Consider the following 18,630-nt stretch of genomic DNA (forward strand, 5'->3'; position numbering starts at 1 on the left):
AGTGCGCATTGACAAAAAATTTTCATTTTCAATAATGCAATGCGGCGGTGCGAAACGCTTAAAAACACGATGAAAAACGGCATCGGGGAGGGTAGATGTTGGTGAGTGTGCGCGGCAGGATCGAGGAAATGGTCCCCGAATTGACCTCCAGCGAGCGGAAGGTGGCAACCGTCATTCTGGCGGATTATCCGTTCGCCGGGCTGCAGACCATCCAGGAACTCGCCGACCGCGCAAAGGTCTCCGCGCCGTCGATCACGCGCTTCGTCGCCAAGCTCGGCTACCATGGCTACCAGGCGTTCCAGCGCGGGCTGATCGCGGAGCTGAAGGAAAGCCACCGCTCGCCGGTCGATCTGAAACCGGAGGAAAACCCGGCGACGCCGGACCGGTTCCTCGCCGACTATGCCGATCGCCTGGCAACTCTCATCAAGGACATGGCGGCCGCGATCCCGCAGCAGCAGTTCGACGCCGTCTGCGACCTCATCGCCGACCCGTCCCGCAACATCTTCCTCATCGGCGGGCGCATCTCCGACACCATCGCGCGGATGCTCTCCATGCATCTCAGGCAGATCCGCGGGCGCATCCACCACCTGCCGCTCGACCCGGAAATCTGGCCCGACTACGTCCTGCGCATCCGACGCCAGGACGTCTTCATCCTTTTCGACTTCCGCCGCTACCAGCCGAGCCTGACCGAGCTTGCCCGGCTCGTCTCGGAGCGCCGCCAGGCGCAGGTTGTCGTCGTCACCGACAAATGGCTGGCGCCGGCCTCGCGCCATGCCGGCCATGTGCTCGTCGTGCCGACGGAGACCGGCACCGCCTGGGACGGCCAGGCCGCCGCCGTCACGCTGATCGAGGCGATGATCGTCGCGATCTCGGAGCGCGACTGGGAGGCGACGCGCAAACGCATCGAACAATGGGACGACGCCCGCATCACGCTCGGGCCGCCCGGACCGGACATGGACATTGAGGAGATTGATCCGTGAAGCAGGAATCCCTGGTTTTTCTGTGCACCAGCGACATCGCCGGCAAGGTGCGCGGCAAGGCGTTTCCCGAAAGCGATTTCGAAAAGCGCCTGAAGCGCGGCATCGGCTGGACGCCGACCAATGTGCAGATCACCTGCTTCGATGCGATCGCCGACAGCCCCTATGGCGCGCTCGGCGACCTCGTCATGATCCCGGATCCCGACACCATGGTGGTCGCCGACTATATGGACGAGCGCCCTCCGGAGCGGTTCGTCCTCGGCGATATCCGCGAGACGACCGGCGATGCCTGGGAGTGCTGCACCCGCTCGATCCTGAAGGGGGCGCTGGAGCGGCTGGAGCGGGTCGCCGGCGTCTCGCTGGTCTCGGCCTTCGAGCACGAGTTCCACTTCAAGGGCGGCAACTGCCCGCTCGGCTCCGCCTACAGCGCCTCCGGCTTTCGCGCCGAACGGGACTTTGCCGAGGCGTTGACGGCGGCGATGCGCACGGCGCATCTGGGGCCGGACACCATCATGAAGGAATATGGCGTCGACCAGTATGAGGTGACCATGAAGCCGGCGGCCGGCATCTCCGGGGCCGACCATGCCGTGATCCTGCGCGAACTGGTGCGGATCACCGCCGACCGCGTCGGCCGGCAGGCGAGCTTCACGCCGCTGCGCGATCCGGCCGGCGTCGGCAACGGCGTGCACATCCATATGAGCATGCGCCACGCGGACGGCACACCCGCCACCTACGATCCCGACGGCCCGCACGGGCTGTCCAAGGTCGCCGGCCAGTTCGTCGCCGGCGTGCTCGCCTATCTCGACCGCATCGTCGCCATCACCGCGCCGAGCGTCATCTCCTACACGCGGCTGACGCCGCACCGCTGGAGCGCGGCCTTCAACAATCTCGGCTATCGCGACCGCGAGGCCTCGGTGCGCATCTGCCCGGTCTCCGGCATGAGCGATATCGCGGTTGCCGAGCAGTTCAATTTCGAGTTCCGGGCGGGCGACGCGGCGGCAAGCCCCTATCTGGCGCTGGCCGCCATCGTCCATGCCGGCGTCCAGGGCATCGAGGAGGGGCTGACGCCCCCGGCGGCCACCGAAGAGGACCTCTCTCTGCTGTCGACGGAAGAGCTCAACAAGCGTGGATTCATACGCTTGCCGCAATCTCTTGAAGAAGCACTTGAGCGTTTTTCCGGCGATGAGACAGTGACCGGCTGGTTCCCGGGTCGGTTCGCCGAGGTCTACGCCAAGCACAAGAAGGGCGAAATCGACTACCTCAAGGGCCGCAAGGAGGGCGACGTCTGCGCCGCCTATGAGGAAGTCTACTGATATGTCTTTTCCGCTCTACGAAAAAGACCAGAAAACGCTCTCCAAGCTGCAGAACCTGCGTTTCTTTCCGCTTGCCGTGACCGGCGGCAAGGGGTCTTACGTGACGGCCGAGGACGGCCGCAAGCTGCTCGACCTTTCCGCCTCCTGGGGCGCGGCGAGCCTGGGGCACGGCCATCCGGCCTATGTGGCAGCCATCACCGCGGCGGCGTCCAACCCGGCCGGCGCCAGCATCCTGTCGGCGGCGAGCGCGCCGGCGATCCGGCTCGGCGAGCGCCTGCTTGCCCTGACGGCGGGTGCGGGCGAGCGCCGGGTCTGGCTCGGCCATTCCGGGTCCGACGCCAACGAGACCGTGGCGCGCGCCGTCGTCGCCGCCACCGGCCGCAGGCGACTGATGTCGTTCACGGGGGCCTATCACGGCGGCACGGCCGGCTCCATGGCGGTCTCCGGCCATTCGGCGCAGGAAGGGTCCGACAAGGCGGATGGCCTGACGCTGGTGCCGTTTCCCGATCCCTACCGGCCATTCGCCGACGATCCGAGCGGTGCGGCGCTCCTCGACCAGATCGAGGAGTTGCTAGCCGGCCCCTGTCCCGGTGAGGAGACGGCGGCCTTCTTCATCGAGCCGATCCAGTCGGACGGCGGGCTGATCGTGCCGCCGCCGGGCTTCTTCAAGCGGCTCGCGGAGATCTGTGCGCGCTACGGCATCCTGACCGTCAGCGACGAGGTCAAGGTCGGCATGGGCCGGACCGGGCGGCTGCACTGCTACATGCATGAAGACTTCACGCCCGACATCGTCGTCTGCGGCAAGGGTCTCGGCGGCGGCGTGCCGATTTCCGCGGTCATCGGGCCCGCAAGAATCCTCGACTTCGCCGTCTGCTTTTCCATGCAGACCCTGCACGGCAACGCCATTTGCTGCGGCGCGGCCCATGCGGTGCTCGACACCATCGAGAACGAGAAGCTGATCGACAACGCCGCCACCATTGGCGCGCGTCTCTTGTCCTCGCTGGAAGCCTTGAAAGAAAAACACGCCGAGATCGGCGAGGTGCGGGGACGGGGGCTTGCTATCGGCGTCGAACTCGTCACCGACCGGGCGACCAAGGAACCGGCGAAAGAGCTTGCCGCCAAGGTCGTCTACCGCGCCTTCGAGCTCGGCCTCGTCGTCTACTATGTGGGCATGAACTCCAACGTCCTGGAGCTGACGCCGCCGCTGACGCTGTCGGCGGCGGAGGCCGACGAGGCGGTCGCAATCATTTCGCAAGCCATTTCGGATGCCGCGGCCGGACGGGTAGACGACGCCAAGCTGAAAGGCTTCGAAGGCTGGTAAGCCGGTCCTTCAGTGCGGGAAGGGCTCGGCCATCTTTTCCTCGCGGAACCGGCCGGGGGCGAGCCCGGTGCGCCGCTTGAACAGCCTCGAAAAGTAAGCCGGGTCCTGGAAGCCGAGTTCGTAGGCGATCATGGAGGCTGTTGCCGAGGTGTAGATCAGGTGCCTCTGGGCCTCCAGCACCAGCCGGTCCTGGATCAGATCGCTCGGTCCTTTGCCGGCGAAGGACCGGCACATCCGGTTGAGACGGGCCTGGCTGACGCCGAGGGAAGAGGCGTAGTCGGCGACCGGCCAGTGGTGCTTGTAGTTGTCCTCAAGCAGGTGGCGGAAGCGGGTGAAGAGCTCGCGCCGCTCCTCCACCGGCTGGCGCAGCGGCTGCTGGCGATCGTGCTCGCGCCGGATCGCCATCAGCACGATGCGGACCATCCATTCGAACATGGAGCCGCGGCCGAGCTGCGGCCACTGGAACTCGCGCAGCATCTCGTCGAGGGTCGCCGAGATCAGCCTTGCGCCGTCCTCGTTGTCGGCGAAGGACAGGATCGTCGGCTCGCCGAACAGCGGCTCGAAGAGCTTGCGGCTGCGTCGGTAGCGGGCATCGATCAGGAGGAGCTCCGACATCGTCAGCACCCAGCCGACCGTTTCGGGCTCGAAGGAAAAGCCGTGGACGACGCCTGCGGGGACGCAGACGACGGCGGGCGCGTCGGCCGTCTCCATGCGGTCGTCGATCCAGACGCCCGCCGATCCGGTAGTCAGAAAGACGATCTGGAACATCCGCCGGTGGGTGTGCGGCGTGATCTGCCACTCATAGAGCCGCGAGCGGGTACGGATGTCCTCGATATGGATGAACTGGGGATCGTCGTCCGGCTGCTCGTCGCCGAAAAGCACATAATGGGAAATGGTCGCTAGCGCCGGATCGTGTCGGGCCATGGCGGATCGCCTTTTGCTAAAACGTTCGAAAAGTACAAGACATATTCCATTTCGTCCATTCCACGGCGGCCCGTTCGTCCATAACGTTCAAAGTGGAACAAGAAGAAATTGCACAACGATCCCGGGAGGAAACACGCGTGTTCCGCTTCGATCCCTATTCTCCGGCAAACGATGCCGATCCGTTCGATGCCTACAAGACGCTGCGCGACGAATATCCCGCCTTCTGGTGCGAGGAGGCCGGCATGTGGGTCTATTCGCGCTATGACGACATCATCGCGGCGTTGAACGACTGGCAGACCTATTCCTCGGCCAAGGGCAATCTCGTCGACGAATTGCCGAACCGCGCTGGCGCGACGCTCGGCACCACCGATCCGCCGCGCCACGACCGGCTGCGCGCGCTGATCCAGAAGGCGATGACCAAGCGTGCCCTCGACGTCATCGTCGAGCCGACGCGCGGCATGTGCAAGAAGCACCTCGATGCGCTGGACGGCAGGAAGAGCTTCGACTTCGTTGCCGAATATTCCTCCAAGGTGACGGTCGATCTCCTGTTCGACCTCTTCGCGATGCCGGAATCCGGCCGCCAGACCGTGCGCGACAACGCCGTACTGATGGTGCAGACCGATCCGGTGACCCGCCAGAAGGGGCCGGAGCACATCGGTGCCTATGAGTGGATGGCGAAATACGCCAACGAGCTGATTGCCGAGCGCAAGAAGGCGCCGGGCGAGGATCTCCTGTCCAACTTCATCACCGCGGAAATCGACGGCGAGAGCCTTGCCGACCGGGAAATCCAGATGACGGTGACGACGCTGATCATGGCCGGCGTGGAGTCGCTCTCCGGCTTCCTCAGCATGATGGCCTACAATCTGGCGGAACAGCACGATGCGCGCCGGGCGCTGGTCGCCGACCCGTCGCTGATCCCCGATGCCATCGAGGAGTCGCTGCGCTTCAACACCTCGGCCCAGCGCTTCCGCCGCTGCCTGACGCGAGACGTGGAAAACCACGGCCAGATCATGAAAGAGGGCGACTTCATCATGCTGGTCTACGGTTCTGGAAACCGGGACGAGCGGCGCTTTGCGAACCCGGACGTCTTCGATATCGCCCGCAAGCCGCGTGGCCATCTCGGCTTCGGCGGCGGGGTGCATGCCTGCCTCGGTGGGGCCTTGGCGCGGGTGGCGACGAAGATCGCGTTCGAGGAGTTCCTCGGCCGCTATCCGGAGTTCGAGCGCGTCGGCGAGACCACCAAGTGGGTGCCGTCCTCCAACTTCCGCAGCCCGATGAAGCTGGATCTTGCCGCCGCCTGAGGCAGCGACGGCGGATCGATGCGCCGGGCGGCGGTCGCCGTCGCCCGGAGCGATCCGCTTATTTCGGAGACCGATCGATGCCGAAGGTAACCTATATCGAACATGACGGCCGCCGGTTCGAGGTCGACCTGCCGGAGGGCTGGAGCCTGATGCAGGGGGCGCTGCTGAACGGCGTCACCGGCATCGAGGGCGAGTGCGGCGGCTCCTGCGGCTGCGCCACCTGCCATCTCTATGTCGACGAGGCGTTCGTCGACCGGCTGCCGGAGATTGCCGAGGCGGAAGACGAGATGCTCGATTGCACCGTGGCCCAGCGCGAGGCGAATTCCCGCCTCGGCTGCCAGATCAAGATGACGCCGGACCTCGACGGCCTCGTCGTGCGCCTGCCGGAAGAGCAGAGCTGATTTGCGACGGATCCGGGTGAGATCCCGTGCGAGGGGTGTCAACTGGAACCGGTATTATTACAATTCCACTTGTGAAAAGCTTCCAGTGCCCATAGGCTTTTGTGGTCTGGTTGTGGCGGTCGAAATTTCCGGCCGATCCGCTCCGCGATGACTCGAAGATTTCAACGATGACCATCCACATTCCGCTGTCCTCTTGTGCCTGCCACGGCAGATCATCCGAACGCGGTCTCATCAAGACGCGGTCCCAATAAAACTCATCCCGTTTCTTCGGCCCGGTCGGAGAAATGCGGACATGTTTCATCTGCGCCGTCTCCAATCGGTCCGCGATTGTTTCGCAAGGAGATGCGCTGAAGGGGGGAATATCGATGTTGAAAAAATGCGTCGTGCTACTCGGCTGTCTCGCAACCACGCTTGCTGCCACGACGGCGAGCGCCCAGGTCGGCCACCTCTACTACAAGTCCTTCGGCCCCTTTAAGGTCAACAAGGACTATTTGGGAAATGGCTTCACCGGGTGCAGCGCAACGATCCGCTCAAAGTCCGGGCAATTGCGCTTCCAATTGCAGAAAGGGGGCAGCAAGAGCTTCCATTTCAAGAGCCCGAGGGGAACGGGGAACGCGTCTTTTACCGGCGTGGCACCCTTTCCGGTCACCGTGATCCTCGATGGCAAGCAGCGCCTGGTCTTTCGCAAGCACTCCGTGCCGATGCTGTTCAATGACGAGAAGTTAACGATGGTCGTCTTCGACAAGGAGACCTCGGCCTTTCTGAACACCAAGAGGGCGATCCGGATCAAGCAGGGCAAGCGGACGATGACCTGGAAGTTTCCCAATGGCGCCATGAAGAATGCGCTGCTGGGCGTCTGGGATTGCGTTCAGAAAAACAACTAGCGGGAACACGTCTTGGGCAACGTATCGCGCTAGCGGCGTGATGCCGCCCTTGTCCGACGGCTCTTCAGGCGACAGTCTTCGTCGTCTGCCTTCCGGAAGAGCTGAGCTGAGAGGGCGGCCGCCGGCCGGGATCAGGCGTCTTCCGGCGCCGATGTCGCGCGGCGATCCACACCCCGGCTGCGGAGCATGAGCACCAAGGCGATAGCCATCAGACCTGCCGCGACCAGGAACGTCAGCCGCAAGCCCGCGGCGACAGCCTCGCCCGAGGCCGAGGCGACCGGTGCTGCCGCCCCGAAGGCGAAGACGGCGCCGAGAACCGAGGCGCCGGTGATGAAGCCCAGATTGCGCGACAGGCTGAGCATTCCCGAGACGACGCCGCGGCGATCCTCCGCACCGCCGGTCATGACGGCTGTGTTGTTGGCGGCCAGGAAGAGCTGGTAGCCCGGCGTCAGGACGGCAAGCGCCGTGACGTAGCCGGCAACGCCGGCGATCCCCGGCAACAGGGCCAGCAACAGGGCGCCGGTTGCCATCTCGACAAGCCCGAAGACGACCACCCGCGGCGCGCCGAAGCGGTCGACGATGCGTCCGGCGGGAATGCCGGTCAGCGCCGAGACCGTCGGGCCGACCGACATGACGAGGCCGACCGTGGCCTCGCCCAGCCCGAGGCTGCGCGACAGGTAGAACGGGCCGACCAGGAACGTTGCCATCATGACGGCGGACACCAGCAGATTGGCCGCAAGGCCGGACCGGAGCGCCGGGTCGGCAAAGGTCTTCGGATCGATCAGCGGCGAGGCCGCGCGCGCTTCGATGCGCAGGAACAGGATGGCACCGGCGATGGAGGCGGCGACAAGCACGGTCGTGCCGCCGCCGATGTCGATCCCCGTCGTGGTCGACAGGGCATAGGCGACGAGGGTCAGCGTCAGAACGAGGGTGCCGGTTGCGTCAAAGGCCTTCCGGTCCGGCCGGCCCGCCTGCCGGTCGCGCGGCAGATGTCTGAGGCAAAGGACGGCCGCGAGACATCCCATCGGCACCATGACGAGGAAGATGGACCGCCATCCGGCACCGGCGATGAGGGCGCCGCCGAGGGAGGGGCCGAGCGCCGTGCCGACCGCCGACATCGTTCCGAGCAGGCCCATGGCACTACCGGTTCGCTGCCGCGGGACCGTTGCGCGGACCATTGCGACGGTCAGCGCCAGAAGGACGGCGCCGCCGAGGCCTTGGAGCCCGCGGGCGACGACGAGGACAGCGAGGGTGGGGGCGGCCGCGCAAGCGGCCGAGGCCGCCGTGAAGACCAGGATGCCGGCAAGGAGCACCCGCCGCGGGCCGACGATGTCGGCGAGCCGTCCGGCGCCGACGCTGAAGACGGTGACCGCCAGGAGATAGGCCAGGACCACCCATTGCACGGTGCCGAAGGAGGCGGCGAAGGCCTGGGCGATGGTCGGCAGGGCGACATTGGCGCTGCTGATGCTGAGCGAGGACATCAGCATGGCAAGCGCCAGGCTGGCGAGCGCCCATCGGGTCGGGACGGACGTGTCGCCGTCCGTCGCCATGGTCTGTTCGGCGGGTATCGGCTTCAAGGAGGTCTCCATCTTGGAAAGGATCAGGACTCCTGGAAGCTATGGACACATCCTCAATTGCGGAAGGCGCATCGTTTGCATTCAATCAGTGCATGGAGCGCCATGTCATTTGCGGCCTGCCGTGGTAGTCTGGTCCCATGGACCATCCCGATCTCAACCTCCTCGTCACCCTTGACGCGCTCCTTGCCGAGGGCAGCGTTGCCGGCGCCGCGCGGCGGCTGCGGCTCAGCCCGTCGGCGATGAGCCGCTCGCTCGCCCGGCTTCGCGCCGCGACCGGCGATCCGCTTCTGGTGCGGGCGGGGCGCGGCCTGGTGCCGACGCCGCGGGCGCTGGAGCTGAAGGAACGGGTCGGGCCGCTGGTCGACAGCGCCCTGGCCGCGCTGCGGCCGGCAGAAAGGCTCGACCCGGCGCGGCTGGAGCGCACCTTCAGCATGCGCAGCCGGGAGGGGTTCGCCGAGACCTTCGGGCCGGCACTGATCGCGCGCATCGGCCTTGAGGCGCCGGGCGTGCGCCTGTGGCTGCAGCCGAAGCCGGACAAGGACAGTTCGCTCTTGCGCGATGGCATCATCGATCTGGAAATCGGCGTCATCGGCTCCGACATGGGGCCGGAGCTGCGCGCAAGGGCGTTGTTCCGAGACCGTTTCATCGGGGTCGTCAGAAGCGGCCATCCGCTCTCTTCAGGCGTCGTCACGGCGGAGCGTTTCGCCGCCGCCGGCCACATCCTGGTCGCCCGGCGCCGGCGCAAGACAGACGACATCGACACGGCGCTGGAGCCCCTCGGCCTTGCCCGCAAGGCCGCGATCGTCGTCGGCGGCTTTGCCACCGCCCTCAGCCTTGCCCGTGCCACCGACCTTGTCGCCTGTGTTCCGGAACGCCACACCGAGACGCTCCGCGCCGGGATGGCGAGTTTCCCGCTTCCCGTAGCGTCAAGGGAGTTCACGATCTCCATGCTCTGGCATCCGCGGCTCGATGCCGATCCGGCCCATCGCTGGTTTCGCGACGTGGTGCGGGCGGTCTGCGCCGGCGATCCTGCACCGGTGACGGGCGAGATCGGTCAGGTCTCGTGACCGGTGCGCTTCAGCGTTTCCTTGACGACCTCGATGTCGTCGCCTTCAAGGCCTCCGGCGATGCCGACGGCGCCGATGCACTCGTCGCCGTAGAACACCGGGGCGCCGCCGCCGATCATTGCCACCTTCGGGTGCTGGGAAAGGCCGGCGGCCAGATGCGGGTTGTCGTTGAGGCGGTCTTTCCAGGCCGAGGTCGGCTTCTTGAAGCTGACGGCGGTGTAGGCCTTCTTCTCTGAAAACTCCCGGGCCGGGAACGGCGCGCCGACCATGCGCTGGTAGACCAGCACGTGGCCGGCCGCATCGACCACCGTGACGTGGATCTTGAGGCCCTTTTCAAGGGCGACGTCGACGGCGGTGTCGGCAAACATCTGGGCAGCCTCAAGCGTCATGCTCTCGATCATGTGGCTGCGAGTGACCATGGCGGCGTCTCCATCGGTTTTTTCAAAACAAAAACGCCGGGCGCGCCCGTTACGGACCGCCCGGCGGAAAAATGTGCGGCAACGGTCCGCTCAGGCGGCGTTTTCCAGGCAGAGGAGGCCGGACGCCGTATTGGAGATCGGGATGTGGTAGTTGCTGTGCCGGGCCGTGACCTTGCCGGTCAGCGCGCCGCGCATGGCCAGCCAGAGGATAAACTCGGCGCCTTGCGCGCCGGCTTCCACGACCAGGTCCCGGATCGACATGTCGAGGAAGTGCTCCGGATCGTCGACGATCTTTTCCATGCACATCCGGTCGAAGGTCTTGTTGATGAAGCCGGCCCGCTGGCCGTCGAGCTGGTGCGACAGCCCGCCGGTGCCGAGGATCACGACCTTCAGGTCCTCAGGATAGGACTCGATCGCCTTGCCGAGCGACTTGCCGAGATTGTAGCAGCGGCGCGGCGAGGGCAGGGGGTGCTGCACGGTGTTGATGACCAGCGGCACGGTCTTGATGCCGATGTCGGCATAGTTCGGCCAGAAAAGCTGCATCGGCACGGTGAAGCCGTGGTCGACCAGCATTTCCTGGCAGGTCACCAGGTCGAAATCGTCATGGACGAGATTGTCGATCAGGTGCCAGGAGAATGCCGGGTCGCCCTTGAAGGGGGCGATCGTCGGGATGCCCCAGCCCTCGTCGTCGTTGCGGTATTCGGGCGCCGCACCGATCGCGAAGGTCGGCTGCTTGTCGAGGAAGAAGTTGAGGCCGTGGTCGTTGTAGATGACGACGGCGACGTCCGGCTTGACCTCGTCGAGCCATTCGCGCACCGGCGGGTAGCCGTCGAAGAACGGCTTCCAGTACGGGTCTTCGAACATCTTGCGGGCAATGGCGTTGCCGATTGCCGGGATGTGGGAGGTGGTCAGTCCACCGACGATACGTGCCATGGTCGTTACTCCCCTGCGCGCCGCAGTTTTTCCTTGAAATCCTCGACCGACATGCCGGTCTGCTGGGCTCCGACGTCCTGGACGTTGAGGCCGTACATGCCGGCGAATTTGGCGAGGTAGTAGATGTTACCGCCGGCGGCGATCAGGTCGAGCACGACCTTGTCGCGGACGGCCTGCTTCTGCTCATCGTTGAGGCCGTACTTGTCCATGTAGGCCTCCTCGTCGGCGAGGAATTCCTCACGGTTCTGCTTGTTGTTGAACGAGTAGCACATCTTGTTGAGGGCATAGCCCTTCATGGCCTGGGTTCCGTCGAACATGACGGTGCCCGGGATCGGCTCCTTGTTGTGGGTCATGGCGGTTCCTCTCCGTTTGATCCTCATCAGCTCCAGTAAAGGCGCATCGGGTTGTCGACGAGCAGCGCCTGTTGTTGGTCTTTTTCCGGCGCAATGTTCGGGATGACGTCGACCAGCTTGCCGTCGTCCGGCATGTGGCTCTTCATGTTGGGGTGCGGCCAGTCGGTGCCCCAAAGCACCCGGTCGGTGAAGCGTCCGACCAGGAGCCGCGAGAACGGCACGACGTCGCTGTAGTCGGGCGGGCCCTCGACGCTGAGACGCTCCGGGCAGCTCACCTTGGTCCAGATTTTTTGCTCATCGGCCATCAGGTCGACGAAGCGCTGGAAATCGGGATGGTCGACGCCCTTTGCGACGTCCGGCCGGCCCATGTGATCCACGACGATGGTCGTCGGGATTTCCTTGAGGAACGGGATCAACTCTTCCAGATTCTCGGCCTCGAAATAGACCACCACGTGCCAGCCGAGCTCGGCGATCCGCGAGGCGATCCCAAGGAACACTTCCTTCGGGGTGGCATCGACCAGGCGCTTGACGAAATTGAAGCGCACGCCGCGCACGCCCGCGCGGTGCATAGCCTGCAATTCAGCGTCTGTGACGTCCGGTCCGACCGAGGCAACGCCGCGGGCAAGTTCGCCGGCGCTCTTCAGGGCATCGACGAGGGCGCGGTTGTCCTTGCCGTGGCAGGTCGCCTGGACGATGACGTTGCGCGAAAAGCCGAGATGGTCGCGGAGTGCAAAAAGCTGGTCCTTGGATGCATCGCAGGGCGTGTATTTGCGCTCCGGCGCGAACGGGAATTTGTCCGCCGGCCCGAAGACGTGGCAGTGGGCATCGACCGCGCCGACGGGCGGCGTGAAGGCCGGTTTCGACGGGTTCGGGTGAAAGGGCATGTAGCTCATCAAGAAACTCCGTCGCGCTCAGGGCGCAAAAACTTCGCCGTCGAACAATTTTCGCGCCGTGCGCAGGATCGCGGCATCGAGGATGGCACCGTCGCCGTCGACCTCGACGACGACGGACATCGCGCCGATGGGGTGCTCTATCTCGAGCGTCTTGCGTGTGCCCTCCGGGATCTCGGCGATCTCTGCCGCCGGGCTTCCCGGCAGCATGCAGGCGGTGGCGACGCTGACCGCGCCGAGGACGCCGATGGAGGCGTGGCAACGATGGGGGATGAAGGTCCGGGTGGAGAGAACCCCGCCCTTGGTCGCCTTGGAGACCATGGTCATCTTCGGCACCGACTTTTCCGTCACGTCGCCGAGATTCATCAGGTGCCCGGCGGCAAGGCGGATTTTCTCCAGCCGCGCCTTCAGGGCCTCGTCGTCGTCGAGCTTGGCCCGGCTTTCCGTGCCGGTGATGCCGAGGTCGGCGGCGCGCATGACGACGACGGGCATGCCGTTGTCGATCATGGTGACCTCGACGCCCTCGACCACATCGACCGCATTGCCGGTCGGCAGCAGCGCGCCGCAGGTGGAGCCGGCGGTGTCCCGGAAGGAGACCGGAACGGGGGCTGCCGTTCCCGGCACGCCGTCGATGCAGGCATCGCCCTTGTAGGTGACAGTGCCGCCGGGGGTCTGGACCCTGGCGACGGCGATCTGGCCGGTGTTTTCCATATAGATGGTGACCGGCGTCTCGCCGTCCTCGGCGTCAACGAGGCCGCGCTCGATGGCGAAGGGGGCGATGCCGGCAAGGATGTTGCCGCAGTTCTGGGTGTCGGTGACGATGGCCTGGTCGACAAAAACCTGCAGGAACAGATAGTCGACATCAACGCCGTCGCGCGTCGATTTCCTGACCACGCCGACCTTGGAGGTGAGGGGATCGGCGCCGCCCATGCCGTCGATCTGGCGCGGGTCGGGCGAGCCCATGACGCCGAGCAGGAACGCATCGCGGGCGGCAAGGTCGGCGGGTAGTTCGTCGGCCAGGAAGTAGCCACCCTTGGACGTGCCGCCGCGCATCCACATGCAGCGAATGCCATCAGACATATTTGAGGCCCTTTTCGGCGAGCCGCTCGCGCATGCCGTAGATGTCGAGGCCGAGTTCGCCGGCCGCCAGCCGCTTTCTCTTGTCCTCTTCCTTGGCCTCACGGTCCTGGGCCTTCTTCAGGACCTCTTCGGCCTCGGCAAGGGCAACGACGCAGACGCCGTCGTCGTCGGCGACGACGATGTCGCCGGGATTGACCAGCGCACCGGCGCACACGACCGGAATGTTAACCGAACCGACGGTCTCCTTGACCGTGCCCTGTGCATGGACCGCCTTCGACCAGACCGGAAAGCCCATCTCGGTGAGGTCGCGCACATCGCGCACGCCGGCATCGATGACGAGGCCGAGGCCGCCGCGGGCGCGCATGGAGGTGGCGAGCAGATCGCCGAAATAGCCGTCCTCGCAGGGCGAGGTCGGGGCAAGGACGAGGATGTCGCCGTCCTTGACCTGCTCGATGGCCACATGGACCATCCAGTTGTCGCCCGGGGGCGCGGAGATGGTGACGGCCGAGGCGCCGAGCCGGGCACCGGCATAGATCGGCGTCATGTAGGGGGCGAGGAGGCCCTTGCGGCCCTGCGCCTCATGGACGGTGGCGACACCGCATTTGCCGAGCGCCTCAACGATCTCGCGGGGCGCACGGGGCACGTTCTGAACGACGACGCCACCCATCACAGCTCGTCCACGGTGCGCGGATAGATCGACTGGAAGCCTTCGGCGTATTTCGCCGCGCGCCCGCCCGCCTGGCCGCCGGAATTGCGACGGAAGTGGTTGCCGCGATTTTCGGCGACGTTCGTGTAGTAGGTCCACAGGTGCTCCTGGCCCTGCATGCATTCGATGGCCGCGCGCTTCTTGTCCCAGACCGGGGTGATGTCGAGGAAGACGTCGGGCTTCCAGCCCATCTGCTCGGTCTGGTGCGGCTCGAACAGGTAGAGCTGCGGCGCGCCCAGCACCTTCTCGCCCGGATTGTGGCCCCAGGCCTGGGCGATCATCCGGCACTCCATGGCGACGTTGGTCGCGTACATGTGGTCGGTGTTGTAGGGATCGTAGAGCGAGTGGCTCATCATGAAGCTCGGTTGGACCTTGCGGATCAGGTCGACGAGCTTGAACTTCTGGTCGCGATCAAGGTCCAGCGGATAGTCGCCGGCATCGAGGAACTGGATGTCGTGGGCGCCGAGGGCGGCGGCGGCGGCTTCGGCCTCGCCCTTGCGGGCGACCTTCACCTGATCCAGCGTCATGCCGTCCTGCTTCCACAGCTTTGCCGACTCGCCGCGCTCGCCGAAGGAGAGGCACGCAATGGTGACCTCGTAGCCTTTTTCCTGGTGGAGCGCGATTGCGCCGCCGCAGCGCCAGACGAAGTCGGCGGCGTGGGCACTGATTACGAGGGCGGTTTTTTTGTCGGTCATCGACGCCTCTTCTGTTTTGCGGGGCAGGGTCCGGATCGTCCCTGCATTTATCCCCGGCGGTTGCGGCCGGCGGGGTTTTTGCGATCGCTATCATCCGCAATCGGGGCGGAAAAGCTATTTGATTGTTTTTCATCCGCTATAAGAAACTGCTATATACGAGTGAATACGGAGTTGGCACTTTTTAGGCACTCAAGAAAAAATGAATATGAGGGTTCCCAATTTCCGGCACCTGCGCGCGTTTCGCGAGGTTGCCGCCACAAGAAGCGTCAGCGGCGCGGCCGGCCGCGTGCACCTGTCGCAGCCGGCGATCACCCAGGCGATCGCCAAGCTTGAGGAACAGCTCGGTACGGCCCTGTTCGAGCGGCGTAGCGACGGCATGATCCCGACCGAGACGGGTGAGATGTTTCTGGGACGTTCGGAACGGGCGCTCGGACTTATTCGCACCGGCGCGCGCGAAGCGGTCAGGATCGGCGCCAAGAAGGGCGGGCGCGGCTTTGCCAATTTCGACCAGTTGCTGACGACGGCGCAGCTTCGCGCACTCGTCGCCGTCTCGCGGGCCGGCAATTTCAGCCTTGCCGCGCGCAATGTGGGCATCTCCCAGCCGACGCTGCACCGCGCCGCGCGGGACCTGGAGCGGCTCTCCGGCCTGACGCTGTTCTCAAAGACCAGCCAGGGCATCGAGCTGACGCCGGCCGCCGTGGCGCTCTCCCAGGCCGTCAAGCTCGCCTTTGCCGAGCTGGAGCAGGGTTTCTCGGAAATCGAGGAAACGCTCGGCATCGATGCTGCGACCATCGTCGTCGGCGCGCTGCCGCTGCCGCGTGCCTATGTGCTGCCGGCGGCGATCAACCTTCTGACGCAGGAACGGCCAGAGGTGCGGGTAAGTGTCGTCGACGGGCCCTACAATGACCTCCTGCACGATCTCCGGCATGGCGAGATCGACCTTCTCGTCGGGGCCCTGCGCGATCCCGTGCCAATCGACGACGTCTCGCAGGAGGCGCTGTTCTCCGATCCGCTGCTGGTGGTCGCGCGCACTGACCATCCGCTGGCCGGCAAGGCGAAGATCACGCTCGACGATCTCGCCGCCTACCCCTGGGCCGTGCCGCGGGAAAACACGCCGACCAGAGCCTATTTCGACCGGCTCTTTTCCGGCCGGCCGATGCCGGCATCGATCGTGGAATCGAGCTCCATGGTGCTGATCCGTGAGCTCCTGTTGAAAAGCGACCGGCTGACCCTGACCTCCGCCCACCAGATCCGCCACGAGCGCAGCATGGGGCTCTTATCCCCGCTCAATGTCGACCTACCGGCGGGGATGTGGCGGCCGATCGGCGTCACGCTGAGGCGCGGCTGGCGGCCGACGGTGACCCAGAGCCGGTTCCTCGACTGCCTGCGCGAGGCGGGGCGTCTCAGCGGCGGAGCGGAGGTCGCGTGAGGGTTGCCAAAGCCTGCAAAGGGCTGCAAAAAGATACGGCAGATAACATTTTCTCTATTCAAAATTTGAATAGCGAGGAAACCTAATCAATTTCGATCTTGAAAGTTTGAATGCTAAAAGACTGATAGGAACGTCCCGGAAAGTCCTAAAAGTTTTTTGGCGGATCGCGTTCCACAACCAGAGAGACAGCGGTGCGACAGGCCCCGACGACGACACATCCAGCGGCATTCATAGGGTTCGGCGAAGCGGGCGAGGCCTTCGCTTCCGGCTGGCTGTCGGACGAGGGCGTCGATGCGGGCGCCGTTCGCGCCTATGACATCAAGACCGACAGCAGCGAGGCGGCCGTTGCCGAGGGCAAGCGCGCCGACTATGCCCGCGTCGGCATCGTCGGATGCGACAGCGCCGCAGAAGCGCTCTCCGGCGCGGCGCTCGTCTTTTCCACCGTGACCGCCGACCAGGCGCTGATCGTCGCGGAGGGCGCCGCGGCGCATATCGCCGGGGGCGCTCTTTATTTCGACTGCAATTCCTGCTCGCCGGGCGCCAAGAGGAAGGCGGCGGAGGCGATCGAGGCGGCCGGCGGTCGCTATGTGGACACGGCTGTGGTGGCACCGGTCTATCCGAAGCGCCACAAGGCACCGATGCTGATCAGCGGCCCGCATGCCGAGGCCGGACTTGCCGTGCTTTCCGATCTCGGCATGGCGGCGACCGTCGTCGACGGCGATGTCGGGGCGGCCTCGTCGATCAAGATGATCCGTTCCGTCATGATGAAGGGGCTGGAGGCGCTGTTTCTGGAGTGCGTCCTGTCCGGACGGCGTGCAGGCGTCGACGAGGTGGTTCTGGCCTCGCTCGATGACACGTTCCCCGATTTCGGGTTCGCGCGCCGCGCGGCCTACATGCTGGAGCGGTCGGCGACGCACGGGCTTCGCCGGGCTGCCGAAATGCGCGAGGTGGCGCTGACCGTCGACGAGCTGGGGCTGACCGGCCGGATGGCCCGGGCGACCGTCGACTGGCAACAGCAGGTCGGCGAGCTCGGAATAAAAGCCGACGGGCAGGGGGACTACCAGGCGCTCGCCGATGCGCTGATCGCCAAGCTGATATCCAGGGAGGACGCGGCATGAGCGGCAACGACTACCACGACATCCCGGGGACCTTCGTGTTCGACGCCGAACAGTCCCGGCAGGGCTATCACCTCAACATGTTCTGCATGTCGTTGAGGCAGGCGAAGAACCGCGAGGCGTTCCTAGCCGACGAGGCGGCCTATCTCGACCGCTATCCGATGACGGCCGAGCAGCGCCAGGCGGTGCTGAGCCGCGACTGGAACGAGATGCTGCGGCTCGGCGGCAACATCTATTACACCTCGAAGCTGGCGGCGACCGACGGCATCACCTTCCAGGACCTCGCCGCGATCATGACCGGCATGGACCGCGACGCCTATCGCGAGATGATGCTTGCCGGCGGGCGGCCCATCGAGGGCAACCGGACGAAGGGGGACTGGGACAATGGCTAAGATTGTCGGCGGATACGCCACCTCCCATGTGCCGGCGATCGGCGTTGCCATCGACCAGGCCAAGACCGAGGAGCCGTACTGGCAGCCGGTGTTTGCCGGCTACGAGTGGTCGCGCAAGTGGATCGAGGAGGTGAAGCCGGACGTCGTCTTCGTCGTCTACAACGACCATGCGACGGCGTTCTCGCTGGAACTGATCCCGACCTTTGCGCTCGGCTGCGCGGCGGAATACGCCCCCGCCGACGAGGGCTGGGGCGCGCGGCCGGTGCCGACGGTGCACGGCCATCCGGAGCTTGCCTGGCACATCGCCCAGTCGGTCATCCTCGATGAGTTCGACATCACCATCGTCAACGACATGGAGGTCGACCACGGGCTCACCGTGCCGCTGTCGCTCGCCTTCGGCCAGCCGCATGCCTGGCCCTGCGCGGTCATTCCGCTCGCCGTCAACGTGGTGCAGTATCCGCCCCCGACGGGCAACCGCTGCCTGCAGTTCGGCAAGGCGATCCGTAAGGCGATCGAGAGCTTCCCGCACGACATGCGGGTCGTCGTCTTCGGCACCGGCGGCATGTCGCACCAGCTCCAGGCCCAGCGCGCCGGCCTCATCAACCCGGAATTCGACCAGCGTTTTCTGGACTTGCTCGTCAACGATCCGGACGCGGCGGCCGCGATCCCCCATGTGGATTATCTGCGCGATGCCGGCTCGGAGGGCATCGAACTGGTCATGTGGCTGGTGATGCGCGGCGCGCTCGGCGATGACGTCAAGGAGCTGCACCGGCACTATCACGTCCCGGCCTCCAACACGGCCGTCGGGCACCTGGTGCTGGAACCGAAATAAGTCAAAGAATTCAAGTGGAGT

20 protein-coding genes are annotated in these 18,630 nt (G+C 65.4%); 11 read left to right on the plus strand and 9 right to left on the minus strand.

Annotated features, from left to right (window positions below; genetic code table 11):
• Positions 1-95: 95 nt before the first annotated feature.
• The 3 genes from CH339_RS04165 to CH339_RS04175 are packed head-to-tail and all read left to right on the plus strand — an operon-like array spanning position 96 to position 3,611.
• Entirely contained in the window at positions 96-980 is an 885-nt protein-coding gene (locus tag CH339_RS04165) for a MurR/RpiR family transcriptional regulator (protein ID WP_207189552.1), read from the plus strand.
• The gene (locus CH339_RS04170; protein ID WP_111433020.1) at positions 977-2,290 is read left to right on the plus strand and encodes a glutamine synthetase family protein; all 1,314 of its coding nucleotides are present in this window, start codon (positions 977-979) and stop codon (positions 2,288-2,290) included. The genes CH339_RS04165 and CH339_RS04170 overlap by 4 nt, the downstream gene beginning before the upstream one ends.
• Before the next feature lies 1 nt (position 2,291).
• A complete protein-coding gene (locus CH339_RS04175; RefSeq protein WP_111433021.1) occupies positions 2,292-3,611 on the plus strand; it encodes an aspartate aminotransferase family protein in 1,320 nt (439 codons plus the stop codon).
• A gap of 9 nt (positions 3,612-3,620) precedes the next feature.
• Here the strand turns inward: CH339_RS04175 and CH339_RS04180 are convergent, their stop codons facing one another.
• Positions 3,621-4,535 (minus strand): helix-turn-helix domain-containing protein, encoded by a 915-nt coding sequence (locus tag CH339_RS04180; protein ID WP_111433022.1) that lies wholly within the window; start codon positions 4,533-4,535, stop codon positions 3,621-3,623.
• Between the two features lie 137 nt (positions 4,536-4,672).
• Here CH339_RS04180 and CH339_RS04185 point away from each other — a divergent pair, with 137 nt between their 5' ends.
• From CH339_RS04185 to CH339_RS04195, 3 genes are all read left to right on the plus strand, one after another.
• Positions 4,673-5,836: a cytochrome P450 gene (locus CH339_RS04185; RefSeq protein WP_111433023.1), complete on the plus strand. Its 1,164-nt coding sequence runs from the start codon at positions 4,673-4,675 to the stop codon at positions 5,834-5,836.
• A gap of 77 nt (positions 5,837-5,913) precedes the next feature.
• Positions 5,914-6,237 carry a 2Fe-2S iron-sulfur cluster-binding protein gene (locus tag CH339_RS04190; protein WP_111433024.1) on the plus strand — a complete coding sequence of 108 codons (324 nt, stop codon included), beginning with the start codon at positions 5,914-5,916 and terminating at the stop codon, positions 6,235-6,237.
• A 365-nt stretch (positions 6,238-6,602) separates the two neighbouring features.
• Positions 6,603-7,121 carry a hypothetical protein gene (locus CH339_RS04195; protein ID WP_146610109.1) on the plus strand — a complete coding sequence of 173 codons (519 nt, stop codon included), beginning with the start codon at positions 6,603-6,605 and terminating at the stop codon, positions 7,119-7,121.
• Between the two features lie 131 nt (positions 7,122-7,252).
• Here CH339_RS04195 and CH339_RS04200 read toward each other — a convergent pair whose 3' ends face one another.
• Complete coding sequence (locus tag CH339_RS04200; RefSeq protein ID WP_244668987.1) at positions 7,253-8,671, minus strand: MFS transporter; 1,419 nt, start codon at positions 8,669-8,671, stop codon at positions 7,253-7,255.
• A 164-nt stretch (positions 8,672-8,835) separates the two neighbouring features.
• Between CH339_RS04200 and CH339_RS04205 the strand changes: the two genes are divergently transcribed.
• Positions 8,836-9,765 (plus strand): LysR family transcriptional regulator, encoded by a 930-nt coding sequence (locus CH339_RS04205; protein ID WP_111433027.1) that lies wholly within the window; start codon positions 8,836-8,838, stop codon positions 9,763-9,765.
• Here the strand turns inward: CH339_RS04205 and CH339_RS04210 are convergent.
• From CH339_RS04210 to CH339_RS04240, 7 genes are all read right to left on the minus strand, one after another.
• Positions 9,753-10,184 (minus strand): GlcG/HbpS family heme-binding protein, encoded by a 432-nt coding sequence (locus CH339_RS04210; protein WP_111433028.1) that lies wholly within the window; start codon positions 10,182-10,184, stop codon positions 9,753-9,755. The two genes, CH339_RS04205 and CH339_RS04210, sit on opposite strands and share 13 nt — an antisense overlap.
• A 90-nt stretch (positions 10,185-10,274) precedes the next feature.
• Entirely contained in the window at positions 10,275-11,117 is an 843-nt protein-coding gene (locus CH339_RS04215) for a class III extradiol dioxygenase family protein (protein ID WP_111433029.1), read from the minus strand.
• 5 nt (positions 11,118-11,122) lie between these two features.
• On the minus strand, positions 11,123-11,470 hold the full coding sequence (locus CH339_RS04220; RefSeq protein WP_111433030.1) for a protocatechuate 4,5-dioxygenase subunit alpha: 348 nt from the start codon (positions 11,468-11,470) through the stop codon (positions 11,123-11,125).
• 26 nt (positions 11,471-11,496) lie between these two features.
• Positions 11,497-12,363, minus strand: a complete 867-nt coding sequence (locus CH339_RS04225) for an amidohydrolase family protein (RefSeq protein WP_111433031.1) — start codon at positions 12,361-12,363, stop codon at positions 11,497-11,499.
• 18 nt (positions 12,364-12,381) lie between these two features.
• Positions 12,382-13,440: a 4-oxalomesaconate tautomerase gene (locus CH339_RS04230; RefSeq protein ID WP_111433032.1), complete on the minus strand. Its 1,059-nt coding sequence runs from the start codon at positions 13,438-13,440 to the stop codon at positions 12,382-12,384.
• On the minus strand, positions 13,433-14,107 hold the full coding sequence (ligK, locus tag CH339_RS04235; protein WP_111433033.1) for a 4-carboxy-4-hydroxy-2-oxoadipate aldolase/oxaloacetate decarboxylase: 675 nt from the start codon (positions 14,105-14,107) through the stop codon (positions 13,433-13,435). Before ligK ends, CH339_RS04230 begins: the two co-directional genes overlap by 8 nt.
• A complete protein-coding gene (locus CH339_RS04240; protein ID WP_111433034.1) occupies positions 14,107-14,841 on the minus strand; it encodes a PIG-L deacetylase family protein in 735 nt (244 codons plus the stop codon). The genes ligK and CH339_RS04240 overlap by 1 nt, the downstream gene beginning before the upstream one ends.
• 205 nt (positions 14,842-15,046) lie before the next feature.
• Between CH339_RS04240 and CH339_RS04245 the strand changes: the two genes are divergently transcribed.
• From CH339_RS04245 to CH339_RS04260, 4 genes are all read left to right on the plus strand, one after another.
• Positions 15,047-16,270, plus strand: a complete 1,224-nt coding sequence (locus CH339_RS04245) for a LysR family transcriptional regulator (protein ID WP_244668977.1) — start codon at positions 15,047-15,049, stop codon at positions 16,268-16,270.
• A gap of 191 nt (positions 16,271-16,461) precedes the next feature.
• A complete protein-coding gene (locus tag CH339_RS04250; protein ID WP_111433036.1) occupies positions 16,462-17,388 on the plus strand; it encodes an NAD(P)-dependent oxidoreductase in 927 nt (308 codons plus the stop codon).
• The gene (gene ligA, locus CH339_RS04255) at positions 17,385-17,777 is read left to right on the plus strand and encodes a protocatechuate 4,5-dioxygenase subunit alpha (protein WP_111433037.1); all 393 of its coding nucleotides are present in this window, start codon (positions 17,385-17,387) and stop codon (positions 17,775-17,777) included. The genes CH339_RS04250 and ligA overlap by 4 nt, the downstream gene beginning before the upstream one ends.
• Positions 17,770-18,609 (plus strand): class III extradiol dioxygenase subunit beta, encoded by an 840-nt coding sequence (locus CH339_RS04260; protein WP_111433038.1) that lies wholly within the window; start codon positions 17,770-17,772, stop codon positions 18,607-18,609. The genes ligA and CH339_RS04260 overlap by 8 nt, the downstream gene beginning before the upstream one ends.
• Positions 18,610-18,630: the final 21 nt, after the last annotated feature.

Source organism: Rhodobium orientis, assembly GCF_003258835.1.
GTDB classification, from domain to species: Bacteria; Pseudomonadota; Alphaproteobacteria; order Rhizobiales; family Rhodobiaceae; genus Rhodobium; species Rhodobium orientis.